Raw genomic sequence first — 20,909 nt, forward strand, 5'->3', positions numbered from 1 at the left:
CCCACGCTACCGAAACTTGCGCGTTGTGCAAGATTTTTTGGAGTTCTTTAGACGGCGAACACCTGCGCGTCGTCCGCGAACGCCTTGAACTCGAGCGCGTTGCCCGCCGGGTCCAGCAGGAACATCGTCCACTGCTCGCCCGGCTCGCCCTTGAATCGCACGTACGGCTCGATGACGAACTTCGTGCCGGCGTCGGTGAGCCGGCCGGCGAGCGTCTGGAACTCGTCGACGGCCAGGACCAGGCCGAAGTGGGGGACCGGCACGTCGTGGCCGTCGACCGGGTTGCTGACGCGCTCGGTCCTCGGCGCCAGGTGGGTGACGAACTGGTGGCCGTGCAGGTTCCAGTCGACCCAGGTGTCGGAGCTGCGGCCCTGCTCGAGGCCGAGCGTCTCGCCGTAGAAGCGGCGGGCGGCGGCGAGATCGTCGACGGGCATGGCGAGGTGGAAACGAGGGATGTTCGGCATGTCCAGATGTTAACATTCCGACAAGATGTCTCCTTGTTAACATTGCTCACATGACAGTGGGTCCGGCACGACGACGAGGTCTGGGCAGCGAGGTCGCGGACATGATCCGCGAGGCCATCTTCGACGGCGGCTACCCGCCGGGCAGCGCCCTGCGCGAGGTGGAGCTGTCCGAGGCGCTGAGGGTGAGCCGCGGTCCGGTCCGCGACGCGCTGCGCTCACTGGAACGCGAGGGCCTCGTGCGCGCCGAGTGGCACCGGGGCGCCACGGTGGCCGAACTGTCCCTTCAGGACGTCGCCGAACTGGACAGTCTGCGCGGTGCCCTGGAAGTGCTGGCCGTCCAGCGCGTGGTGGCCACGGGCGCTTCGCTGGAGGAGATCGCCGCGGCGGCGGTGGAGATGGAGCGCGCCTCGACGCCGCACGAGATGGTGCGGTGCGACATCGCGTTCCACGACGCCGTGTACGCCGCGGCCGGCCACTCGCGACTGACCCAGGCCTGGGAGGCGATCCGGTCGCAGGTGCACCTGTTCCTGATCACGCGGGTGCGGCTGAGCACCGACGGGTACCTGGAGCAGATCCGGGAGGAGCACCGGGATCTGGTGGCGGCGCTGCGGCTGGGGAACGTGGAAGGGGCGCTGAAGCTGTTCGCGGAGCACCGCAGGCACGCGTTCGACGTGCTCACCTCAGGCCCCTGACCGCGGGACCCGGTCAGGCGACGCGGAACTCGCTTCTGACCCGGCGGGGAGAGCGGTCACAGCCAGAACGCTGCCCGGACTCCCGCACGAACGCGTGGATTCACTGGGCCGAAGAGGTGAACGAGGCGATCTGCGGCCCGAACGGGCCCATACGCTCGCCGATGTGGATCTGCACGCGCTGAAGTACGAGGGCGACCCGCTCGCCGACGCCGTGATCGCGCACCTGGTCGAGAACGGCAGCCTGGACGAGGTCAACCAGGTCCTCGCGGAGTTCCGCGGCAACGACGAGCCGATCCCGGAGCACCTGCCGCCCGTGGTCCGCGACTACCTCGTCGCCACCGACGACCCGCCGGAGTGGATGGACGAGGAACGCGTCGCCCGCGCGCACGAATTCTTCATCGACGACGGCGTGCACGTGGCGTCGGTGCTGTCGTTCGGCGCGATGGTCAACTGCTACGCGCAACCCCGGCCGTCGAAGGTCCTCACGCTCACACACCGGCTCAACCAGCCGCACCGCAGGTTGTCGGAGACGTCGCAGTTCGTGCTGAACATGATGGAGCCCAACGCTTTCGGGACGGGCGGCTCGTTCGTGCCGACGATCCAGAAGACCCGGCTCATCCACGCCGCGGTCCGCTACTTCGTCGGCCGCTCACCGGAGTGGGACCACGAGAAGGACGGCGTTCCGGTGTGCCAGCAGGATCTGCTCGGCGCCCTGCTGATCTTCTCCGTGCAGGTGATCGACGGCATGCGCCGCATCGGTGTCTCGGTCACCGGCACGGAGGCCGAGGACTACTACCACGTCTGGCGGGTCGCGGGCGCGGTGCTCGGCATCCGCCCGGACGCGATGCCGGAAACGTTGCAGGAAGCCGAAGAACTCAGCTACACGATGGTCCGGGCCTCCTACGCGCCGTCGGCCGAAGGCGTCGAACTGACCAGGAACCTGGTCGAGCTGTACGAGAAGTTCGTGCCCGGCAAGGCTTTCGACGGCGTGGTCGCGGCGATGGTGCGGCAGGTCGTCGACGCCGAGGTCGCGGACTGGCTTGAGGTCCCGCACTCCAGAGGCTGGACGCGGACGGTCAACGCCGGCGCCAGGGTCATGCGCGTGTTCGAACGCGGCGAGGACCGCAGCCGGGTCGCACGGGCAGTGCTGGACAAGGCCGGCGACCTGCTGCTCGGCGCGAGCGTCCGCACCCTCAGGGACGGTCAGCCGACCACCCTCACCGTGCCCGCGTGCCTGCGGACCTAAAGCCAGCCGTGCTCATGGGCGAGCTGAAAAGCCTCGGTGCGGCTCCCCACCCCGAGCTTCGCGACCGCGGCCGACAGGTGGTTGCGCACGGTACCTGCGGACAACGACGTGCGCGAAGCGATCTCGGCGACCGGGGTGCCGAACTCGCTCAGCCGCAACACTTCCAGCTCGCGCTGCGTCAGCGGGCACGGGGGAGCGGCGAGCGCGTCGGCGGCCAGCGCGGGGTCGACCCAGCGCGAACCGGCGTGCACGCGGCGGATCACGTCCGCGAGCGTGCCGCCGGGCGATCCCTTGGGCAGGAAGCCCTTCGCACCCGCGTGCAGGGCCTGCTGCAGGTGCGGCGGGCGGCCACGGCCGGTCAGGATCACCACGGCGCACGACGGCAGCACGCGCGCCAGTTCCTCGGTGACCTCCAGACCGTCCAGCCCGGGCATCTGCAGGTCCACCACGGCCACGTCCGGGCGGTGCGCCCGCGCGGCCTCGACGGCGGCCCGGCCGTCCCCCGCGCGGGCCACCACCTCGAGGTCCGGCTCCAGGTCGAGGAGCGCCGCGAGGGCGTCGCGGATCAGCTCCTCGTCGTCGGCCAGCAGCACTCTGATCACGCGGGCACCACGACCTGCAACGTGAACACGTCGCCCGACTTCTCCACCGACACCTGACCGCCCACGGCCGCGAGTCGTTCGCGCAGACCTCGAAGCCCGTTGCCCTCGCTCGAAGGCTTCTCGGCGCCGTCGTTCGTGACGGTCATCCGCACCTCCTCCTCGGCGACAGCGACGTCGATCATGCACCACGTCGCGTGGCTGTGCCGCAGCACGTTGGTGCAGGCCTCCCGCAACGCCAGTGCGAGCTGCGTCGCGTGTTCGCCCTCCACCACAACGTCCGAGACCGTGCAGCGGATACCGGCTTCCTGCAACACGTTCCGCACGGCCTCAAGCTGTTCGGGCAGGCTCACCGCGCGATAGCCGTGCACGGCGTCACGCACCTCTTCCAACGCCGAGGACGCCAGCCGTTGCGCTTCGAACGCCTCCGCGGCCGAGCGCTCGGGATCGGTCGACGCGAGCCGTCCGGCCAGTTCGGACTTCAGCGCGATCACCGTCAGCCGGTGTCCCAGCAGGTCGTGCACGTCGCGGGCGAACCGCAGCCGTTCCTCGCTCACCGCCAGCTCCGCCTGCGCCTCACGCCCCGCCCGCGCCTGCCCGAGCAGCCCGGCGAACCACATCGGCAGCCCGGCCATCGCGAGGATCGTCAGCCCGACCGAGACCGCGATCATCTGGTACGTCGTCTGGTCGCGGGTGACGAAGAACCCGACCAGGCCCGCGGCCACCACGGCGCCGATGCCCGCCAGCCACCGCCACGGACCGGTGAGCAGCAGCGGCGCGAACCCGGCCGCCGCGCCGCCGATCCACGCCCACGTCGACAGTTCGTCCGGTCCGACGGGTGCCACCAGCGGAATCGTCACCACGGTCGCGACCACGAGCACCCACAGCGGCCCGCCCCGCAACGTCACCGCGTAGGCCACGGCCAGCACCAGCAGCCCCAGCACGCCGAGCCAGCGCATCGCGGACGGTTCGCGCAGCACCGAGATCAGCGGCACGACGAGCGACCCCATCCACAACAGGTGGAGGGTGCCGCGCAACGCGGTGTGCGGAAGGTCGTTCATCGCCATCAGCCTAGAACCACGCGATCAGGATCGTGACGGCGATGACCAGGTCGAACACGCCGCAGAACTCCGACCACCAGCGCGGCACGACCGCGTTGCGCACGTGGTGCACGAGATCCCAGACGGCGTGCGCGCCCCACCCGAACGCGATCAGCAGCACCCCGGCCGACGGCGACACCATGATCACCACCACGGCCAGCACCGCGTACAGGCTGAACACCGCGAGCTGCACCCGAGGCGCCCGCCGTCCCCAGAAGAGATACGCGGCCTGGCACAGCAGCAGGGTCCACACGGGAGGCACCACGTGCGCCTGCCAGAAGTCGAACGAGATCGCCAGCGCGATCACCGCGGGCAAACGGTCACCCAGTGCCCGGAGCACCGGGTTCGTGCTGGGCGTTCCGTGCTCGTGCCGCCCCAGGACCAGCACGAGCGCCATCGCGGGCAGCATCAGCAGGTGCCCGCCCATCTCGACCGCGCCGCCGTCCAGCACACCCAGCCAGTACGGCACCAGCAGCACGAGATACGGCACGAACATCGCCGCGCACATCTCGAAGATCCGGCCGTGACCCCGGTAGCGCATCCACAGCGCCATCGGCACGGACATCGACGCCGCCATCCACAGGGCGGCCAGGTCGACCCGTTCCGGCGTCCACAGCGGCCCGAGCAGGGCCATCCCCACCAGCATCTCTGCTCCGTGGCGCAACAGCGGCCGAACCGCCGGCGAAACCGTAGTAGTCATGCATCGAGAGTCGAAGAAACTCGGCGCAAGCCCCATCCGTGCGGTGTCACGACTTGTCTGTGCGAAACGCACGGACGACCTATGCGTCCACCTCGGCCCAGATGGTCTTCCCGCCGGCGAACTCCATCGTGCCCCAGCAGCGGGAGAGCTGGGCGATCAAGATCAGTCCACGGCCTCTCGTGTCGCCGAGCCGTGAGGTACCCAGGTTCGGAAGCTCGGCCGGTGTGTGGTCGTCGACCTCCACCCGGACGAAGTCGGTATGTCGTTGTACCCGTACGGCACGTGGACCCTCCGCGTGTTCGTACGCGTTGCTGGCAAGTTCAGTGCACACGAGGAGAACGTCGAGCCTGACGTCCTCCGGCAGGTCTCCCAACAGAGTCCCGATCCACGTGCGCATCGCGGCGAGATCGGGCTCGTCCTCCGGCAGGGTGTGCAAGGTCCTCGCGGAGGCGCTCAGCACCTCTGGGGTGTCCATCTCATCCCACCTCGTTCGGCTGAAGCCTTCCTGGCTGCTCAAGACGGCCGTCAGGGTGCGAAATACCACCGCGCGTGCTACCCCAAACGCGTGGACGGTTATGGCTTCAACCTCGCCCTGGTCGCGGTACTGGTGTTGCTCAACGCGGCTTTCGCGGGCAGCGAGATGGCGTTCGTGTCGCTGCGCGAAGGTCAACTGCGCTCGCTGGAACGCGAGGGGCATCGCCGGCTGGTCCGGCTGGCACGCGATCCGAACAGGTACTTCGCGACCGTCCAGATCGGCATCACGCTGTCGGGATTCCTGGCGTCGGCCACGGCCGCGGTCTCGCTCGCGGCGCCGATCGTGCCGCTGCTGAGCTTCCTGGGAGGAGCCGCGAACGGCGTTGCGATCGCGCTCGTGACCGTGGTGCTCACGTTCGTCACACTGGTCTTCGGAGAACTGGCGCCCAAACGCCTCGCCATGCAGTACGCGGTCCGCTGGTCGAAGATCGTCGCCCGCACGCTCGACCTGCTCTCCACCATCTCGCGACCGGCGGTGTGGCTGCTCAGCCGCTCGACCGACCTCGTGGTGCGGGTCTTCGGCGGCGACCCGGACGCCGACGAGGCGCAGATGTCGCAGGAGGAGTTGCGCGATCTCGTCGAGGTGCAACATCATCTCAACGCCGAGCAGCGCACGATCATGACCGGTGCGCTGGAGATCCACGAACGGCGGCTGCGCGAGGTCCTGGTGCCCCGGCGGCAGGTGACGATCCTCGAATCAGGTTTGGGCACGGCCACCGCGAGGGAAGTCCTGGCGAGGTCCGGACATTCCCGGGCGCCGGTGACCAAGGACGGTCACCTGGACGACGTGGTCGGCGTGGTGCACCTGCGAGACCTGCTCGACGACACCATGTCCCTCGCGGACGTGGCACGAGTGCCGATGGTGCTGCCGGACTCGGTGCGCGTCACCGACGCGTTGCGGCGCATGAAGGCCGAGCACGAGCAGCTGGCGCTGGTGGTGGACGAGCACGGCGCGGTCGACGGCATCGTGACGCTGGAGGACCTCCTCGAGGAGATCGTCGGCGAGATCTACGACGAGACCGACTCGGACGTGGTCGCGGTGCGCACCGAGGCGGACGGCTCGATCGAGCTGCCCGGCACGTTCCCGGTGCACGACCTGGTGGACGTCGGCGTCGAACTGCGGGACGCGCCCGCGGGCCAGTACGCGACGGTCGCCGGGCTGGTGCTGCTGATCCTCGGCCGCATCCCGGAGGAACCCGGTGACGTGGTGGAGGTCTCCGGCTGGAAGATCGAGGTCCTGGCCGTGGAACACCACGCGATCACGCAGGTGAGGCTGAGGTCACAGGCGAAACCGCGGAATGAAGGGGACCTCTGAACCGTTACACACGAGTGCAGCGGTGTATATGGCCGCTGCTCAGCAGACGGCGGCGCGTTCGCCGAGTAGCCGATCATCCGGCCAGCGCTTCGCGCCGAATCGCCTGCGGCGGTTGACCCGAAGAGGCAACCGGATGACCGGCGCGAACACGCGCCGGCTGTCACACCTGCCGACGGAAACGGGGGGATTTGTCATGCCTGCAGATCTGAAGAACCGCGCGTCCGGGCAGCAGGACGCGGACCTGGTGGGCCAGTACCTGCGTGAGGTCGGGCGCACACCGCTGCTCACCGCCTCCGAGGAGGTCGACCTGTCCCGGCGCATCGAGGCCGGTGTCTACGCCGCTCACCTGCTCCAGACCGGTGACACGACGCGCGAGCCGCGGCTGCTGCGCCGGATCGTCGCCGAGGGCGAGCGCGCCAAGGACCACATGATCCGCGCGAACCTGCGCCTGGTCGTGTCGGTCGCGAAGAAGCACTCGTTCCGCGGACTGCCGTTCGGGGACGTGATCCAGGAGGGCAACCTCGGCCTGATCCGCGCGGTCGAGAAGTTCGACTACGCCAAGGGCTACAAGTTCTCCACCTACGCCATGTGGTGGATCCGCCAGGCGATCGAACGGGGACTCGCCGAGCAGACCCGCACGGTCCGCCTGCCGGTGCACGTGGTGGAAGAGGTCAACAAGCTCAAGAAGATCGGGCAGAAGCTGTCCACGGCGCTGGGCCGCGAGGCGACGATCGAGGAGATCGCCGCCGAGGCCAAGTGCTCGCCCACGCGCGTGCAGGACCTGCGTGACGCGGCCCGCACCTGCGTGTCGCTGGAGACGCCGGTCGGCGACGAGGGCGACTCGGTGCTGGGCGACCTGATCCAGGACACCGATGGTGTGTCGGCTCCGGATCTGTTGGAACAGCAGGAGTTCACCGAGGGCGTTCGCTCCTTGTTGAACGTCCTGCCCGAACGGCAGGGCCGGATCATGCGCCTGCGCTTCGGCCTGGAGGACGGGCGTGCCCGCACCCTTCAGGAGGTCGCGGAGGAGCTCGGCCTGACCCGTGAGCGCATCCGTCAGCTCGAGAAGCAGTCGCTCGCCCAGCTCAAGCAGTCGGGCGACCGGGACGATCTTTTCGCGCTCGCGGGCTGACAATCGTACGAAAGTCGCTTGTTCTACTCCTTGTCGCAACTAAAGACTCATCACGTCCGATAACGGACTGAAGCTGTTTCGCAACCGCGTGTGAACGCATCTCCACGGGCCGTCGAGGGCCGGCCCAGCGTTCGCACGCGGTTCCCTGCGAATGAGGAGCAGTGATGAGACAACACACCCTGCGCACGTTCGGTGTGGCGGCCATTGCCGTCGCTGGAACCGTGCTGGCGCTCCCACAGGCTGCGGCCGCGCAGCCGGAGGGCCCGATCGTCGCGGAAAGCGCGCCGAACGCGGTCCAGGACAGCTACATCGTGGTCCTGAGGGACAACGGCATGGCGCGCTCGGAGGTCAGCGGTCGCGTCGACGGCCTGGCGTCCCGTTACGGTGCCAAGATCGGCTTCACGTACAAGGCCGCGTTCAAGGGCTTCTCGGCCACGCTGTCGAAGCAGCAGGCCAAGCGCCTGGCCGCCGACCCGGCCGTGTCCTACGTGGAGCAGGACCGCACCGTGCAGGTGCTGACCGACCAGCTCAACCCGCCGTCGTGGGGCATCGACCGCGTCGACCAGGCGAGCCTGCCGCTGGACAGCAAGTACAGCTACAGCACGGGCGCGTCGAACGTGACGGCGTACGTGATCGACACCGGCATCAACTACAACCACGCCGACTTCGGCGGCCGCGCGTCGTTCGGCTTCGATGCGTTCACCGACGGTCAGAACGGCAAGGACTGCCAGGGCCACGGCACGCACGTGTCCGGCACCGTCGGCGGCGCGACCTACGGTGTGGCGAAGGAAGTCAAGCTCAAGGCCGTCCGCGTGCTCAACTGCGCCGGTGGCGGCTCCGTCGCGACCGAGGCGGCGGGCGTCGACTGGGTCACCGCGAACGCCGTCCTTCCGGCCGTCGCGAACATGAGCCTCTACACCGGCACGGCGAACGAGCCGAGCCGCGTGCTCGACGACGCCGTGCGCGCGTCGATCGGCCGCGGCGTCACGTACGTCGTGGCGGCGGGAAACTTCAACGACGACTCCTGCAAGTACTCGCCGCAGCGCGTCACGGAGACCATCAACGTGATGGCGTCGGGTCGCACTGACGCCCGCGCGTCGTTCTCGTCCTACGGCACGTGCAGCGACTTGTTCGCACCCGGCGAGAACATCATCTCCGCGTCGTACAACAACAACACCGGCTCGGCCACGATGAGCGGCACGTCGATGGCGTCCCCGCACGTCGCGGGCGCGGCGGCGCTGTACCTCGCGGACAACCCGTCGAAGACCCCGGCCGAGGTGCACGCGGCGATCCTCGCGCAGGCCACCCCGGGCAAGATCACCAATCCCGGTACCGGTTCGGCGAACCTGTTGCTGCGCACCAACACCGGCGGCGTTCCCGGCGTCTCGGTGACCAACCCCGGCAACCAGACCACCGCGCTGAACGGCACGGCGAACCTGCAGCTGTCCGCGTCGGGCGGCACCGCGCCGTACACGTGGTCGGCCACCGGTCTGCCGACCGGGCTGTCGATCGGTTCCTCGAACGGTCTCATCTCGGGCACGGCCACGGTCGCCGGCACGTACAACGTGACCGCCACGGCCACGGCGTCCGCGGGCGGTTCGGGCAGCACCTCGTTCACCTGGACGGTCGGCGCGGCCACCTGTGCCAAGCAGACCAACGGCACGGACGTCGCGATCCCGGACAACACGACCGTGACCAGCACGATCGTGTTCAGCGGCTGCACCGGCACGGCGTCGGCGACCAGCCAGGTCGAGGTGCACATCAAGCACACCTACAAGGGTGACCTGATCGTCGACCTGGTCGCGCCGGACGGCTCGGTCTACAACCTGCACAACCGTGCGGGCGGCAGCGCCGACAACATCGACCAGACCTTCACGACGAACCTGTCGTCGGAGACGCGCAACGGCACCTGGACTCTCCGGGTCCGTGACGCGGCCACCGCCGACATCGGCACCATCGACACGTGGAGCCTGACGCTCTAAAGACTTCTGAGCGTCTCAGTGAAGTAGTGCAACGTGAGCTCCGCGTCCCGTGACTGTTCGTGCGGGGCGCGGAGCTTTTCGCTGAACTCCGCGATGTCGTTGATCGCCCAGCGCAGTGAGTAGAAGCCGCGCTCGTCGTCGAGCAGCCAGAGATCGCGTTCCGGCGGGGCCAGTCCGACCGTGTCCCAGTCGACCAGGACCAGGCCCTGCGGAGTGTGGATCACGTTGCCCGCGTGGGGTTCTCCGTGGGTGACGACTCGTTCGTCGGGGAGCAGCAGGGCGAGCTCGTCCAGTTCGGTCAGTGCGGCGCGAACGACGCCGGTGTGCGCCACGAAGACCTCGCGGGCGTCGGCCGAGAACCACTCGCCGGGCTCGTCGAGCAACGCCGTCAGCGTGTCCCGGCCAGGCACGTCGATCGCCGCCACCGGGCAGCCCGCCGGTGGGTCGCAGCGGTGCAGTGCGGCCAGCAGTTCGCGCACCCCGGCGTGGACCGGATCACCGAAGGAGCCGGACTTCCCCGTGACGTAGGGGAAGACGCTCAGCGCGTAGCGGTCGTTCAGCAGGACCACGGTGTCACCGTCGTCCGCCCGCACCGGTGCCACCACGAACGGCAGCTGCTCGCCCAGGCTCGCCGCAGTCTCCATCGCCTGACGCAGTCCGGCCAGCGGCTTGGTCGTCAGGTCGGACACCGACGTGAACCACCGGTCGTAGACGGTCCAGTGGTAGTCGCCGAACCCGACCGGGGCGTAGACCACCGGCCCGGTGATGCCGAACCGGGCGAGCCCGGCGCGCAGGTCCTGGTCGGGCAGCCCAGCCGGAAGATCTTCCACGGTCGACGAAGCTACCGCCCCGAATGGCACGATGTCCCGCGTGAACGTTTCGGCTGTGTTGCGCACCCTGGCCCGGTTGAGTGCCGCCGAGCAGCCGCAGAAGCTCCAGCTCGACCTCACCAAGGCGGCCGGTCTGCTGTGGCTCGGCGACCACGAGCCGTCGTGGCGGGCGATCACGCTCGTCCAGGAGGGTCCGCATTGGACGCCGGTCTCGTGGACCGCGCCCAAGCAGGCCCGCAACGAGGTCGCGCACCTCGCCGCGTACGACGCGTTGCACCAGGAAGACCGGCTGCTGCGGCTGGGCTGGGCGTTCCTGGCCGGTCCCGCGCAGATCGGCGGGCAACGGCGCCGGGTCTGCCTGCCGCTGGTGTCGCGGCCGGTCCGGCTGCACCACGGGATCGGGCTCGGTTACGCCTTTCACGTCGCCGGTGACGCCGGGGTGTTCCCGCTGATCGACGACTGGGCGAAGACCGCCGAACGGGAGGCCGCGCTCGCGCCGTCCGACGAGTGGATCACCGAGACGCTGCGGCAGGCCGGGTTCGAGAACGTGCCGATCGTGCACGACGACCCCAAGCGGTTCATCTCGGGCAACGAACTCGTCGTGGCGATGGGGGCCGGGTTGCATGCGGGCGAGCCCGTCGTGAAGACCGAGCACGGCACGGCGTTGTTCGACTGGTCGACCAAGAAGGGCCTCGACGGCACGGCGTTCGCGGCGCTGTACGGTGCCGCCACCGAGCCGGACGCGCACGACGAGCCGATCAGTTCGGCGTTGCCGCTCAGCCACAGCCAGATGCGCGCCGTCGAGCACGCACGCCGTGCCCGGATCACGGTCGTGGGCGGGCCTCCTGGCGCAGGCAAGACGCACACTCTCGCGGCACTGGCTTTGGATGCCGTGGCGGCGGGCAAGTCCGTGCTTCTCGCGAGCCGCACCCGCAACGCCGCCGACGTGCTCGGTGCCGCGCTGCGCAAGGCGGGCGGGCCGGTGCCGGTGCTATTCGGCGACTCCGAGTTGCGGCAGGAGATGGCGCGCGAACTGAGCGACGGGCTGTCCGCGACGAGCGATCCCGGCCGGCTCGGCGAGCTCGATCGGGTCCGGCGCGCGGCGGCCGCGGCGGTGCAGCGGGTCGAACGCACGGCGGATGGCTCGCTCACGGACGAAAAGCTTGCGGCAGAAGGCAAGAAGCATCAGGCGTTGATGCCGGCGCACCGAGCGGTGGCGCCGAAGGTGTTCGACGCGGGCGTGGATTTCGCCGCACTGCACGGCCTTCTCCGGCCGCGCACCGGGTTCCTCGGCGGTCTGCGCACCGGATGGGCGCTGAAGAAGGCACGCGGCCTGGCCGGCGCCGACGAGGTCTCGGCCGAGGACCTGACCGCGGCGATCGAGGCGGCCGAGCAGACCGCGGCGTCCATCCGGATCGGGACGAGCGGCGGCACGGCGTTCGGTGAGCTGCGGCCGTTGCTGGCCGAACAGGACGCCGCGAGCCGGACCGCCACGGCCGCCTGGCTCAAGGAGTACTCGGTCAGCCGCCGGGGAGCGGGCGCGCACCGCGCGGTGGCGGCGCTGGCGAAGGCGTTGCGGTCAGGCCGTGCGGCCAGGAGACGTGGACTCGCCGAGATCGACAGCGCGGATCTGGTGGCGGCACTGCCGTTGTGGGTCGGCACGCTGTCCGATGTGGAGGACATCCTCCCGCCGGTGCCGGGCACGTTCGACCTGGTGATCATCGACGAGGCGAGCCACGTCGACCAGCCGCTGGCCGCGCCCGCGTTGCTGCGCGGCCGTTCCGCGGTGATCGGCGGCGATCCCCGGCAGCTGCGGCACGTGTCGTTCGTCAGCGACCAGGCCGTGCAGGCGGCGGTCGACGCGGAGGGGACGCAGGACCTGCGCGACCGCCTGGACGTGCCGAAGGTGAGCCTGTTCGACGCGGGCGCCGCGACGGCGGGCGTGCACTGGCTGGACGAGCACCACCGCTGCGCGCCGCACCTGATCGGGTTCGCCGCCGCCAAGTTCTACGACGGCAAGATCGCCCTGCTCACCACACATCCGTCGATCGCCGACGTGGACTGCATCGACACCGAGCACGTCTCCGGCGAACGCACCACGAAGGGCGCCAACCAGGCCGAGGTGGACGCCGTGCTCGCCCACGTCCGCAAACGGGTGGCCGCCGGCGTGCGCTCGATCGGTGTCGTGACCCCGTTCCGCGCCCAGGCCGACGCCCTGGAGGAGGCCCTGCTCAGCGAGCTGACGCTGGACGAGATCACCACCGGCGGCGTCCGGGCGGGCACCGTCCACGGCGTGCAGGGCAGCGAGTTCGACGAGGTCGTGATCAGTCTCGCCGCCGACGAGAAGCCGGGCGCGTGGCGGTTCGTGAACGACCGCAACCTGCTGGCCGTTCTCACCACCCGTGCCCGCCGTCAGGTGCACGTGATCACGTCGGCGGCCGAACCGCCTGGCCTGATCGGCGAGTACCTGCGGCACGCGGACATCGCGCCGACGGAGACCGCCGGTGCCGAACCCGAGGACGCCTGGACCGCGAACCTCGCGACCGAACTGCGGACCGCCGGACTGACCGTGCGCACCGGCTATCCGGTCGGGCAGTGGCGAGTCGACCTGGTGGTGGGGGAGAAGGACGACGCCGTCGCGGTGGAGACGCGCCCGCACCCGGAAGGGGTACGGGCGCATCTGGCCCGCTGGCGTGCGCTCACCCACGCGGGGTGGCGCGTGCACGACGCGTTCGGCAGCCGGTTCGGTGACGACCCGGCCCGCGCCGCTGTCGAGCTGGCCCAGGAACTACCTGCGGCTGGGCTTGAACAACGGCTCCGCTGACGCGACCGACGGCAGGAACGGGTTCGGGTTCGCCGGGCACACCGTCCCGACCGGCGGCAACGTGCCGTTCAGCAGGTACGCGTTCGTGTGGTCGGTCGCGCACTTGCTCACCTGGTACGCCGTGTGACCCCAACCCGCGTACGCCAGCAAGCGGCTGCCGCCGATCTGGCGGTTGGCCGCCTGCGCGCCGCGGAAGTCCGTGACACCGTCGAAGTAGTTGCCCACCACCAGAACCGGAGCGTTGGTGCGGGTGCGCCACGGACCGGTGAAGCGGTCGGGGTTGGTCGGCCAGTTCGCGCACGCCGCGTTGCCCCACCACCAGGCAGGGCCGAACTCCGAACCAGCCTCGGCGTAACGGGCGGTCGACCGGTAGGAGTTGAAGTCGCGCGGGAACTCGATGTCCGCGCACACGTTGCCGTTGTAGGCGTCGAACCCGTTGTCGTAGTCCGGTTCCGCGGTGACAGAGGTGACCGAGAGCCCGGCGGCCGCGTCGGACAGCTGGTCGAACAGCGCGGCGGCATCCGGCCAGTCACTCGGCGAGTACATCGCGCCGAGCGCGGAGTTGATCACCGCGTCGTAGGTGAACACCTGGCCGCCCAGCTCGATCGGCTTGGCGCGCACCGACTTCAGCAACGCGTCCCAGCGCTTCTCCGACTGCGGCCCGAAGACGCACCGGGCCTCGTCGCAGGTGCGCAGGAACTCGCGGAACTCCTCCTTGGTCGCGATCCGGTCCGACTTGATCTGCTGCCCGCTCGACCACAGCGCCGGGTTCAGCACGCCGTCGATGACGAGCGCGCGGATGTTGTTCGGGAACAGGTTCGCGTAGGTCGCGCCGAGGAACGAGCCGTACGAGAAGCCCAGGTAGCTGATCTTGCGGTCACCGACGGCGCGGCGCAGCAGGTCCATGTCCCGCGCCACGTCGGCGGTGCTCATGTGCCGCGCGATCGGCTGGTCGTCGAGGCACTCCGGACCGAGCGAGCGGTAGCGGTCGAAGTACGGCCGTTCCTGCGCCGCCTGGTAGGGGAAGCCGGGGACGCCCTCGAAGAACTTGCCGAGGTCCTCCTCGCTCTTGAAGCAGTGCAGCGGATCGGACTTGCCGATGCCGCGCGGGTCGAACCCGACGATGTCGAACCGGCCCTGCAGGTTCGCCGACAGCTTGTTCCCGGCGCCGAGTGCGAAGTCCACGCCCGACCCGCCGGGGCCGCCGGGGTTGAGGAACAGCGACCCGATCCGGCGGGCCTTGTCCGTCGCGGGCTTGCGCGCCAGCGCGATGCTGGTCTTGGCGCCGCGCGGGTTGTCGTAGTCCAGTGGCACCTTCACGGAGGCGCACTCGAAGCCGGGGTGCTCGGGTCCGCAGGCCGCCCAGTCGATCTTCGGGACCTGCGCGCCACCTCCCGAGGCCTGCACGGCGGGTGTGCCGGTGATCATGAGTGCGGCCGCGGCGGCCAGCACGGTGAATCGCATCGACGAGCTCCCCTCCTGTCCGAAGAAGGGCTCTTCCTACCGGCTCACGACCGGCCCCGTCGACCGCCGAAAGTCGTGACCGGCCAGTGGGGACGCGGTGTCGAGGAACGGGTTCTGGTTCGCCGGGCACACCGTTCCGGCCGCGGGCAACGCACCGCTGAGCAGGTAAGAGTGGATGTGGTCGATCGCGCACTGACTGCGCCGGTACGCGATGTGCCCCCAGCCCGCGTACTCCAGCAGCCGGCTGTTCGGCAGCTGCTTCGCCACTGCCTGCGCGCCCCGGAAGTCCGTGGAGCCGTCGAACCGGTTGCCCACCACCAGAACCGGCGCGGACGTGCGGGCTCGCCACGGCCCGGTGTAGCGGTCGGGGCTGGCCGGCCAGTCCGCGCAGGCGCTGTTGGTCCACCACCAGTAGGGCCCGAACTCCGACCCCGCCTCCGCGTAGCGCGACATCGCCCGGTACTCGCCGAACGTGCGCGGGAACTCGGTGTCCGCGCACATCGTGCCCAGGTTGGCGTCGAAGAAGTTGTCGTAGACCGGAACCGACGTCGTCGTCAGGCTCGCGGAGGCGTCGGAGAGCTGATCGAGCACCGCGGCGACGTCCGTCCAGCTCTCCGAGGCGAATCCGGCGAACAACGCCCACTGGATCACCACGTCGTAGGTCCACACCTCGGTGCCGAGCGTGATCGGCTTGGCGCGCACCGAATCCAGCAGCGCCTGCCACCGCTGCTTCGACCGCGGTCCGAACGCGCAGGAGGCCTCGTCGCAGAGCCGGAAGAACTCGTCGAGCACCTCTTCGGTGGCGATCCGATCGGACTCGATCTGCCGCCCGCTCGACCAGAGTTCGGGGTTCAGCACGCCGTCGATCGCGAGGGCACGGACGTTGCCGGGGAACATGTTCGCGTAGGTCGTGCCGATGTACGAGCCGTACGAGGTGCCGAAGTAGGTGAGCTTGCGGTCGCCCAGCGCGCGCCGCAGCAGGTCGAGGTCGCGCACGACGTCGGCGGTGCTCATGTGCCGTGCGATCGGCTGGTCGCACTTGGCCGCCAGCGAGCGGTAGCGGTCGAAGAAGGGCCGTTCCTGCGCTCGTTCGTACGGGAAGATCGGGCCCGCGGCCAGGAACTCCGCTCGCTCCTGCTCGGACGCGAAGCAGCGCAGCGGGTTCGACCGGCCGATGCCACGCGGGTCGAAGCCGACGACGTCGAAACGGCCCTGCGTCCCGGCCGACATCTTCTCGCCCCACGCCCAGACGTAGTCGATCCCCGACGCGCCGGGCCCGCCGGGGTTGAAGAGCAGGGAGCCGATGCGTCCGGCCTGGTCGGTGGCGGGTTTGCGGGTCAGCGCCACCGTCGTGGTCGCGCCGCGCGGATCGTCGTGGTCGAGCGGCACGGTGATCGTCGCGCACTCGAAACCGGGGCGCGCGGGTGCGCACGCCGCCCAGGCGATCGGCGGAGCGGGTGGCGCGGCCTGGGCCGCCGGGGTGAGGGTGACGACGAGCGCCACCACGGCGCCGAGCACGGAGAGACGCATGGGGCGTTCATAACCGGGCTCAGTCAGTGCGTCGATGCTTTTGGCGAACTCCCAGGTGGTCCGCGATCTGATCGTGGATGGGCGTGCTCATCACGATCGGGTTCGTCGGCGGAGCCTGCGTTGTTGTCGTTCCAGGTGCTTCCTGGGTCTCCGGCATGCGGGGAGCGTAAGCATGGTCATTGACGCCTCAAGGACGCTGATCAAGAAATCACCATGGTCGTACACCAAGAGGTGAATCCGGTTCGCCCGATCTATACCCAGCGTGCGACCCGATCCCTGGTATCGGACCCCCTGTGGGTGCCTCCGATCGGGTTAACCCGAATTGCCCAGCAACGTGGAATCTCATCGGCCGGACACGGGGTTTGCGTGATCTCGCGACGATGCTGAACGATCGGGTTCAGAGTCGGGCGAGCGTGGAGCGTGGGCGATGGTCAGCGGTAAGCCGGGCGTCGCCAAGAGGCAGCTCATCCTGCTCACCGGCAGGGCGCACCCGGAGCTGGCGGAGGCCGTGGCCAAGCACCTCGGCGTCGCCATCACCCCGCAGGCGGCCTACGACTTCGCCAACGGCGAGATCTTCGTGCGCTTCGAGGAGTCGGTGCGCGGTGCGGACGCGTTCGTCATGCAGAGCCACAGCGCGCCCGTCAACGACTGGCTGATGGAGCAGTTGCTGATGGTGGACGCGTTGAAACGCGCCTCGGCCAAGCGCATCACCGCCGTCGTGCCGTCGTACCCGTACGCGCGCCAGGACCGCAAGTACGCCGGACGCGAACCCGTGTCGGCCAGGCTGGTCGCGGACATGTTCAAGACCGCGGGCGCCGACCGGATCGTGACGGTCGACCTGCACACCGCGCAGGCCCAGGGCTTCTTCGACGGCCCGGTCGACCACCTGCACGCGATGTGGCTGCTCTGCGAGCACGTCCGCGGCCGCTACCAGGGCGAGGACCTCACGATCGTCTCCCCGGACGCCGGCCGCACCAGGCTCGCCGAGAAGTGGGCCGACCTGCTCGGCGGCTGCCCGATCGCGTTCATCCACAAGACGCGAGACCCGTTGCGTCCCAACGAGATCACGTCCAACCGCGTCGTCGGCGACGTCGAGGGGCGCACCTGCGTCGTGGTCGACGACATGATCGACACGGCGATGACGAGCACGACGGCCGCCCGGCAGTTGCTGGAACAGGGCGCGAAGGACGTCGTCCTGGTGGCCACGCACGGCGTGCTGTCCGGCGATGCCCACGACCGGCTCATCGCGAGCAAGGCCCGCGAGGTGATCCTCACCGACACGCTGCCGATCCCGTACGAGAAGCGGTTCCCCGGCCTGAGCGTGCTGAGCATCGCGCCGCTGCTGGCGCGGGCGATCGGCGAGGTCTTCGAGGACGGCTCCGTGACCTCGTTGTTCGACGGCAACGCCTGACTTTCGGGAAGCTCGCGCCGCCGTCCCGTGTTGGTATGGGGCATGGGCGACAACGAGCGTGGCCGGGTGCGGGTCGAGCAGTCGGCGAAGCGGGTCCGTGCGTACTTCGGTGGCGAACTGGTCGTGGACGCGACCTCGCCGCGCCTGGTCTGGGAGGTCCCGTACTACCCGGCCTACTACCTGCCGCTGTCCTCCGTGCGCGTCGAGCTGAAGCCGACGGGGGAGACGAAGCACTCGCCGAGCAGGGGCGAGGGCGTGCTGCACGACGTCGTCACGGCTGGTGGCACGGCCTCGGGTGCGGCGCTGACCTATCCGGACTCGCCGATCGAGGAGCTTCGGGACCTCGTCCGGTTCGAGTTCGCGGCCATGGACGAGTGGCTGGAAGAGGATGAGCCGATCTACGTCCACCCGCGTGACCCGTACAAGCGGGTCGACGTCCTGAGCAGCTCACGGCACGTGCGGGTCGCGGTGGACGGGGTGACGCTGGCGGCGTCGTCGCAGCCGCGGATCCTGTTCGAGACGAGCCTTCCACCGCGCTACTACCTGCCGTTGAGCGACGTTCGATTCGATCTGCTCAGGCCTTCGGACACGCGGACGCAGTGCCCGTACAAGGGGACCGCCGCGTACTGGTCGGTCGAGGTGAACGGCGTGACCCACGAGGACCTGGTCTGGATCTACCGGGAGACGCTGCCGGAGAGCCAGAAGGTCGCGGGGATGGCGTGCTTCTTCAGCGAGAAGGTCGACCTCTTCGTCGACGGCGAGCTCCAGGAGAAGCCGAAGACGCCCTGGTCATAGCTACTGTCCGCGAGACTTAGTTCACACACTGCAAACTTGCAGTGACTGCAAAACAATCCGTACTCTTGCCCTCGTGAACCAGCCGGGGGAGAGCCTGCGCGACCGCAAGAAGCGCCGCACGCGTGCCGCGCTCGAGCGGGCGACCGTGCGTCTCGCCGCCGAGAGGGGCTACGACCACGTCACCGTGGAGGAGATCGCCGCCGAGGCCGACGTCTCGGTGCGCACGTTCTTCAACTACTTCGCGAGCAAGGACGAGGCGCTCATCGGCGCGGACCCCGAGGCGGGCCCGCGCATCGCCGAGCGCATCCTGGCGTTTCCCGAGGACGTCTCGCCGTTCGACGCGTACCGCCTCTCGATCCTCGCGGAGATCACCGACGAGCTGAACAACGCACGCGACCTGTGGCTGCTGCGCAAGGAAGTCCTGATGCAGCGGCCGGACCTGCTGGTCCGCGCGTTCGCCAACAGCGCCGAGTCCGAGCAGCTGCTCGCGAACGCGGTGGGACAGCGGGCGGCCCTGCCCGAGTCCCACGTGTACCCGCGGCTGCTGGTGGCCGCCGGGAGCGCCGCTTTCCGTTGCGCCGTCACGAGGTGGGCCCTGGACGACAGCGTCGCGCTGGGCGAACTCGTCGGCGAGGCGCTCGGCCTGTTCGGCACCGGGCTGGCCCACGTACCGCACCACCACGAAGGGGGATCATGAGCATCGAGGCAGAACCGACACCGGTCCACAGCAAACGAGAAGTCGTCCAGGCCATGTGGGGCCTGATGCTCGGCATGTTCGTGGCCATCCTCGCCGGCACCGTCGTCTCGAACGCGTTGCCGCGCATCGTCTCCGAGCTCGAAGGCTCGCAGTCGATCTTCGCGTGGATCGTGACGACCGAACTCCTCGCGATGACCGCGACCGTGCCGTTGTGGGGCAAGCTCGCCGACCTGTACAGCCGCAAGCTGCTGATCCAGGCGTCGCTGAGCCTGTTCGTCGTCGGCTCGCTGATCGCGGGCTTCTCGCAGAACATCGAGATGCTCATCATCAGCCGCGTGGTGCAGGGTCTGGGCGCCGGTGGCGTCACGGCACTCGCGACGATCGTGATGGCCGCGATGATCCCGCCGCGTGAGCTCGGCAAGTACTCCGGCATGTTCGGCGCGGTCTTCGGCGTCGGCACCGTCGCGGGCCCGCTGATCGGCGGCGTCCTGGTCGACACCTCGTGGCTCGGCTGGCGCTGGTGCTTCTTCATCGGCATCCCGTTCACCCTGGCCGCGATCTACATGCTCCAGCGCACCCTGCACCTCCCGGTCGTGCGCAAGGAGGAGACGAAGATCGACTACCTGGGCGCGTTCCTGATCGTGTCCGGCGTCTCGACGCTGCTGATCTGGTCCTCGCTGGCCGGTCAGAAGTTCGAGTGGGCGTCGGGCTGGACCGCCGGCCTGGTGTCGCTGGGCGTGCTGCTGCTCGTGGCCGCCGTCCGCGTCGAGGCCACCGCGCACGACCCGATCGTGCCGCTGTCGATCTTCCGCAACCGGACGGTGTCTCTCGCGACCATCGCGAGCGCCCTGGTCGGCATCGCGATGTTCGGCGGCACGGTGTTCCTCTCGCAGTACTTCCAGCTCTCGCTGGGCAAGACGCCGACCCAGGCCGGCCTGCTCGGCCTGCCGCTGATCTTCGGCCTGCTCGTCTCGTCCACCGTGGCCGGCCAGCTGATCACGAAGTTCGGCAAGTGGAAGGCGTTCCTGGTCGCCGGTGGCGTGTTCATGGTCGGCGGCATGCTGCTGCTGTCCACGATCACCGCGCAGACGACCGTGTTCATGGTGTCCGTGCACATGTTCGTGCTCGGCGTCGGCGTCGGCCTGATGATGCAGAACCTCGTCCTGGCCGCGCAGAACGACGTGCCGGCTCGCGACCTCGGTGCCACCACGTCGACCTTGACGTTCTTCCGCTCGCTGGGCGGCGCGATCGGCGTCTCGGCGCTGGGTGCCGTGCTGGCCGGCAAGGTCTCGTCCCTGGCCGCCGAGAAGTTCGGCGCGATGGGCGGCACCGGCGGCGAGAGCAAGGTGCCGGACATCTCGGTGCTGCCGCCCGAGATCAAGGCCGTGATCGCCGACATCTACGCGACGGCGACCGCGGAGATCTTCCTGGTGGGCGCGCCGTTCGCGGTGCTGGCGCTGCTGGCGGTGGCGTTCATCAAGGAGAAGCCGCTCAAGGAGACGAGCGGTGACGACCGGCTGGCGGCGGAGATGGCCGCGGGTCACTGATTCGCTTGATCTGCCGAGGCCCCCGACCTTCGTGGTCGGGGGCCTCG

Annotated in this window: 18 protein-coding genes; 10 read left to right on the plus strand and 8 right to left on the minus strand. The window is 69.4% G+C overall.

The features are described from left to right. Positions 1–47: 47 nt before the first annotated feature. A complete protein-coding gene (locus ACIQF0_RS07730) occupies positions 48–464 on the minus strand; it encodes a VOC family protein (protein ID WP_401025795.1) in 417 nt (138 codons plus the stop codon). Positions 465–514: 50 nt separating this feature from the next. Here ACIQF0_RS07730 and ACIQF0_RS07735 point away from each other — a divergent pair, with 50 nt between their 5' ends. Next, on the plus strand, positions 515–1,156 hold the full coding sequence (locus ACIQF0_RS07735; protein ID WP_401025798.1) for a GntR family transcriptional regulator: 642 nt from the start codon (positions 515–517) through the stop codon (positions 1,154–1,156). Positions 1,157–1,319: 163 nt separating this feature from the next. Next, positions 1,320–2,402: an oxygenase MpaB family protein gene (locus ACIQF0_RS07740; protein ID WP_401025800.1), complete on the plus strand. Its 1,083-nt coding sequence runs from the start codon at positions 1,320–1,322 to the stop codon at positions 2,400–2,402. Here the strand turns inward: ACIQF0_RS07740 and ACIQF0_RS07745 are convergent. The 4 genes from ACIQF0_RS07745 to ACIQF0_RS07760 form a co-directional block, all read right to left on the minus strand. Beyond that, entirely contained in the window at positions 2,399–3,004 is a 606-nt protein-coding gene (locus ACIQF0_RS07745; protein ID WP_401025803.1) for a DNA-binding response regulator, read from the minus strand. The genes ACIQF0_RS07740 and ACIQF0_RS07745 overlap by 4 nt on opposite strands. Then, positions 3,001–4,062, minus strand: coding sequence for a histidine kinase (locus tag ACIQF0_RS07750; protein WP_360029573.1), 1,062 nt, complete (start codon positions 4,060–4,062; stop codon positions 3,001–3,003). The genes ACIQF0_RS07745 and ACIQF0_RS07750 overlap by 4 nt, the downstream gene beginning before the upstream one ends. Before the next feature lie 10 nt (positions 4,063–4,072). Continuing rightward, positions 4,073–4,747 carry a hypothetical protein gene (locus tag ACIQF0_RS07755; protein WP_401025805.1) on the minus strand — a complete coding sequence of 225 codons (675 nt, stop codon included), beginning with the start codon at positions 4,745–4,747 and terminating at the stop codon, positions 4,073–4,075. Between the two features lie 133 nt (positions 4,748–4,880). Then, complete coding sequence (locus ACIQF0_RS07760; RefSeq protein WP_401025808.1) at positions 4,881–5,276, minus strand: ATP-binding protein; 396 nt, start codon at positions 5,274–5,276, stop codon at positions 4,881–4,883. Positions 5,277–5,366: 90 nt separating this feature from the next. Here ACIQF0_RS07760 and ACIQF0_RS07765 point away from each other — a divergent pair, with 90 nt between their 5' ends. The 3 genes from ACIQF0_RS07765 to ACIQF0_RS07775 all read left to right on the plus strand — a co-directional run bounded on the left by ACIQF0_RS07765 (position 5,367) and on the right by ACIQF0_RS07775 (position 9,764). Beyond that, entirely contained in the window at positions 5,367–6,650 is a 1,284-nt protein-coding gene (locus ACIQF0_RS07765; RefSeq protein ID WP_401025811.1) for a hemolysin family protein, read from the plus strand. A gap of 193 nt (positions 6,651–6,843) precedes the next feature. Further along, on the plus strand, positions 6,844–7,782 hold the full coding sequence (locus tag ACIQF0_RS07770; RefSeq protein WP_401025814.1) for an RNA polymerase sigma factor RpoD/SigA: 939 nt from the start codon (positions 6,844–6,846) through the stop codon (positions 7,780–7,782). 164 nt (positions 7,783–7,946) lie between these two features. Then, on the plus strand, positions 7,947–9,764 hold the full coding sequence (locus ACIQF0_RS07775) for a S8 family peptidase (protein WP_401025817.1): 1,818 nt from the start codon (positions 7,947–7,949) through the stop codon (positions 9,762–9,764). On the opposite strand, the gene ACIQF0_RS07780 is transcribed toward ACIQF0_RS07775, so the two are convergent. After that, on the minus strand, positions 9,761–10,594 hold the full coding sequence (locus ACIQF0_RS07780; RefSeq protein WP_401025818.1) for a phosphotransferase: 834 nt from the start codon (positions 10,592–10,594) through the stop codon (positions 9,761–9,763). The genes ACIQF0_RS07775 and ACIQF0_RS07780 overlap by 4 nt on opposite strands. Positions 10,595–10,634: 40 nt before the next feature. Between ACIQF0_RS07780 and ACIQF0_RS07785 the strand changes: the two genes are divergently transcribed. Next, a complete protein-coding gene (locus tag ACIQF0_RS07785) occupies positions 10,635–13,418 on the plus strand; it encodes an AAA domain-containing protein (RefSeq protein ID WP_401025821.1) in 2,784 nt (927 codons plus the stop codon). Here the strand turns inward: ACIQF0_RS07785 and ACIQF0_RS07790 are convergent. After that, on the minus strand, positions 13,383–14,882 hold the full coding sequence (locus tag ACIQF0_RS07790; RefSeq protein WP_401025823.1) for an alpha/beta hydrolase: 1,500 nt from the start codon (positions 14,880–14,882) through the stop codon (positions 13,383–13,385). The two genes, ACIQF0_RS07785 and ACIQF0_RS07790, sit on opposite strands and share 36 nt — an antisense overlap. A 36-nt stretch (positions 14,883–14,918) precedes the next feature. Then, positions 14,919–16,412 (minus strand): alpha/beta hydrolase, encoded by a 1,494-nt coding sequence (locus tag ACIQF0_RS07795; RefSeq protein WP_401025825.1) that lies wholly within the window; start codon positions 16,410–16,412, stop codon positions 14,919–14,921. Between the two features lie 427 nt (positions 16,413–16,839). Here ACIQF0_RS07795 and ACIQF0_RS07800 point away from each other — a divergent pair, with 427 nt between their 5' ends. From ACIQF0_RS07800 to ACIQF0_RS07815, 4 genes are all read left to right on the plus strand, one after another. Next, positions 16,840–17,823 (plus strand): ribose-phosphate diphosphokinase, encoded by a 984-nt coding sequence (locus tag ACIQF0_RS07800; RefSeq protein WP_401025828.1) that lies wholly within the window; start codon positions 16,840–16,842, stop codon positions 17,821–17,823. Between the two features lie 42 nt (positions 17,824–17,865). Further along, the gene (locus ACIQF0_RS07805; RefSeq protein ID WP_401025831.1) at positions 17,866–18,618 is read left to right on the plus strand and encodes a DUF427 domain-containing protein; all 753 of its coding nucleotides are present in this window, start codon (positions 17,866–17,868) and stop codon (positions 18,616–18,618) included. Between the two features lie 73 nt (positions 18,619–18,691). Next, on the plus strand, positions 18,692–19,315 hold the full coding sequence (locus ACIQF0_RS07810; protein WP_401025834.1) for a TetR family transcriptional regulator: 624 nt from the start codon (positions 18,692–18,694) through the stop codon (positions 19,313–19,315). Beyond that, positions 19,312–20,862: an MDR family MFS transporter gene (locus ACIQF0_RS07815; protein WP_401025837.1), complete on the plus strand. Its 1,551-nt coding sequence runs from the start codon at positions 19,312–19,314 to the stop codon at positions 20,860–20,862. Before ACIQF0_RS07810 ends, ACIQF0_RS07815 begins: the two co-directional genes overlap by 4 nt. Positions 20,863–20,909 lie beyond the last annotated feature (47 nt).

This window comes from Lentzea sp. NPDC092896, from assembly GCF_044754905.1.
In the GTDB taxonomy this organism is placed as follows: domain Bacteria; phylum Actinomycetota; class Actinomycetes; order Mycobacteriales; family Pseudonocardiaceae; genus Lentzea.

What these genes read in the sequence shown, in the direction of transcription:
- ACIQF0_RS07805 (WP_401025831.1), top strand. Translation starts at nt 17,866, where the DNA reads ATGGGCGACAACGAGCGTGGCCGGGTGCGGGTCGAGCAGTCGGCGAAG.
- ACIQF0_RS07735 (WP_401025798.1), top strand. Translation starts at nt 515, where the DNA reads ATGACAGTGGGTCCGGCACGACGACGAGGTCTGGGCAGCGAGGTCGCG.
- ACIQF0_RS07770 (WP_401025814.1), top strand. Translation starts at nt 6,844, where the DNA reads ATGCCTGCAGATCTGAAGAACCGCGCGTCCGGGCAGCAGGACGCGGAC.
- ACIQF0_RS07730 (WP_401025795.1), bottom strand. Translation starts at nt 464, where the DNA reads ATGCCGAACATCCCTCGTTTCCACCTCGCCATGCCCGTCGACGATCTC.
- ACIQF0_RS07760 (WP_401025808.1), bottom strand. Translation starts at nt 5,276, where the DNA reads ATGGACACCCCAGAGGTGCTGAGCGCCTCCGCGAGGACCTTGCACACC.
- ACIQF0_RS07790 (WP_401025823.1), bottom strand. Translation starts at nt 14,882, where the DNA reads ATGCGATTCACCGTGCTGGCCGCCGCGGCCGCACTCATGATCACCGGC.
- ACIQF0_RS07755 (WP_401025805.1), bottom strand. Translation starts at nt 4,747, where the DNA reads ATGCTGGTGGGGATGGCCCTGCTCGGGCCGCTGTGGACGCCGGAACGG.
- ACIQF0_RS07815 (WP_401025837.1), top strand. Translation starts at nt 19,312, where the DNA reads ATGAGCATCGAGGCAGAACCGACACCGGTCCACAGCAAACGAGAAGTC.
- ACIQF0_RS07750 (WP_360029573.1), bottom strand. Translation starts at nt 4,062, where the DNA reads ATGAACGACCTTCCGCACACCGCGTTGCGCGGCACCCTCCACCTGTTG.
- ACIQF0_RS07775 (WP_401025817.1), top strand. Translation starts at nt 7,947, where the DNA reads ATGAGACAACACACCCTGCGCACGTTCGGTGTGGCGGCCATTGCCGTC.
- ACIQF0_RS07795 (WP_401025825.1), bottom strand. Translation starts at nt 16,412, where the DNA reads ATGCGTCTCTCCGTGCTCGGCGCCGTGGTGGCGCTCGTCGTCACCCTC.
- ACIQF0_RS07800 (WP_401025828.1), top strand. Translation starts at nt 16,840, where the DNA reads ATGGTCAGCGGTAAGCCGGGCGTCGCCAAGAGGCAGCTCATCCTGCTC.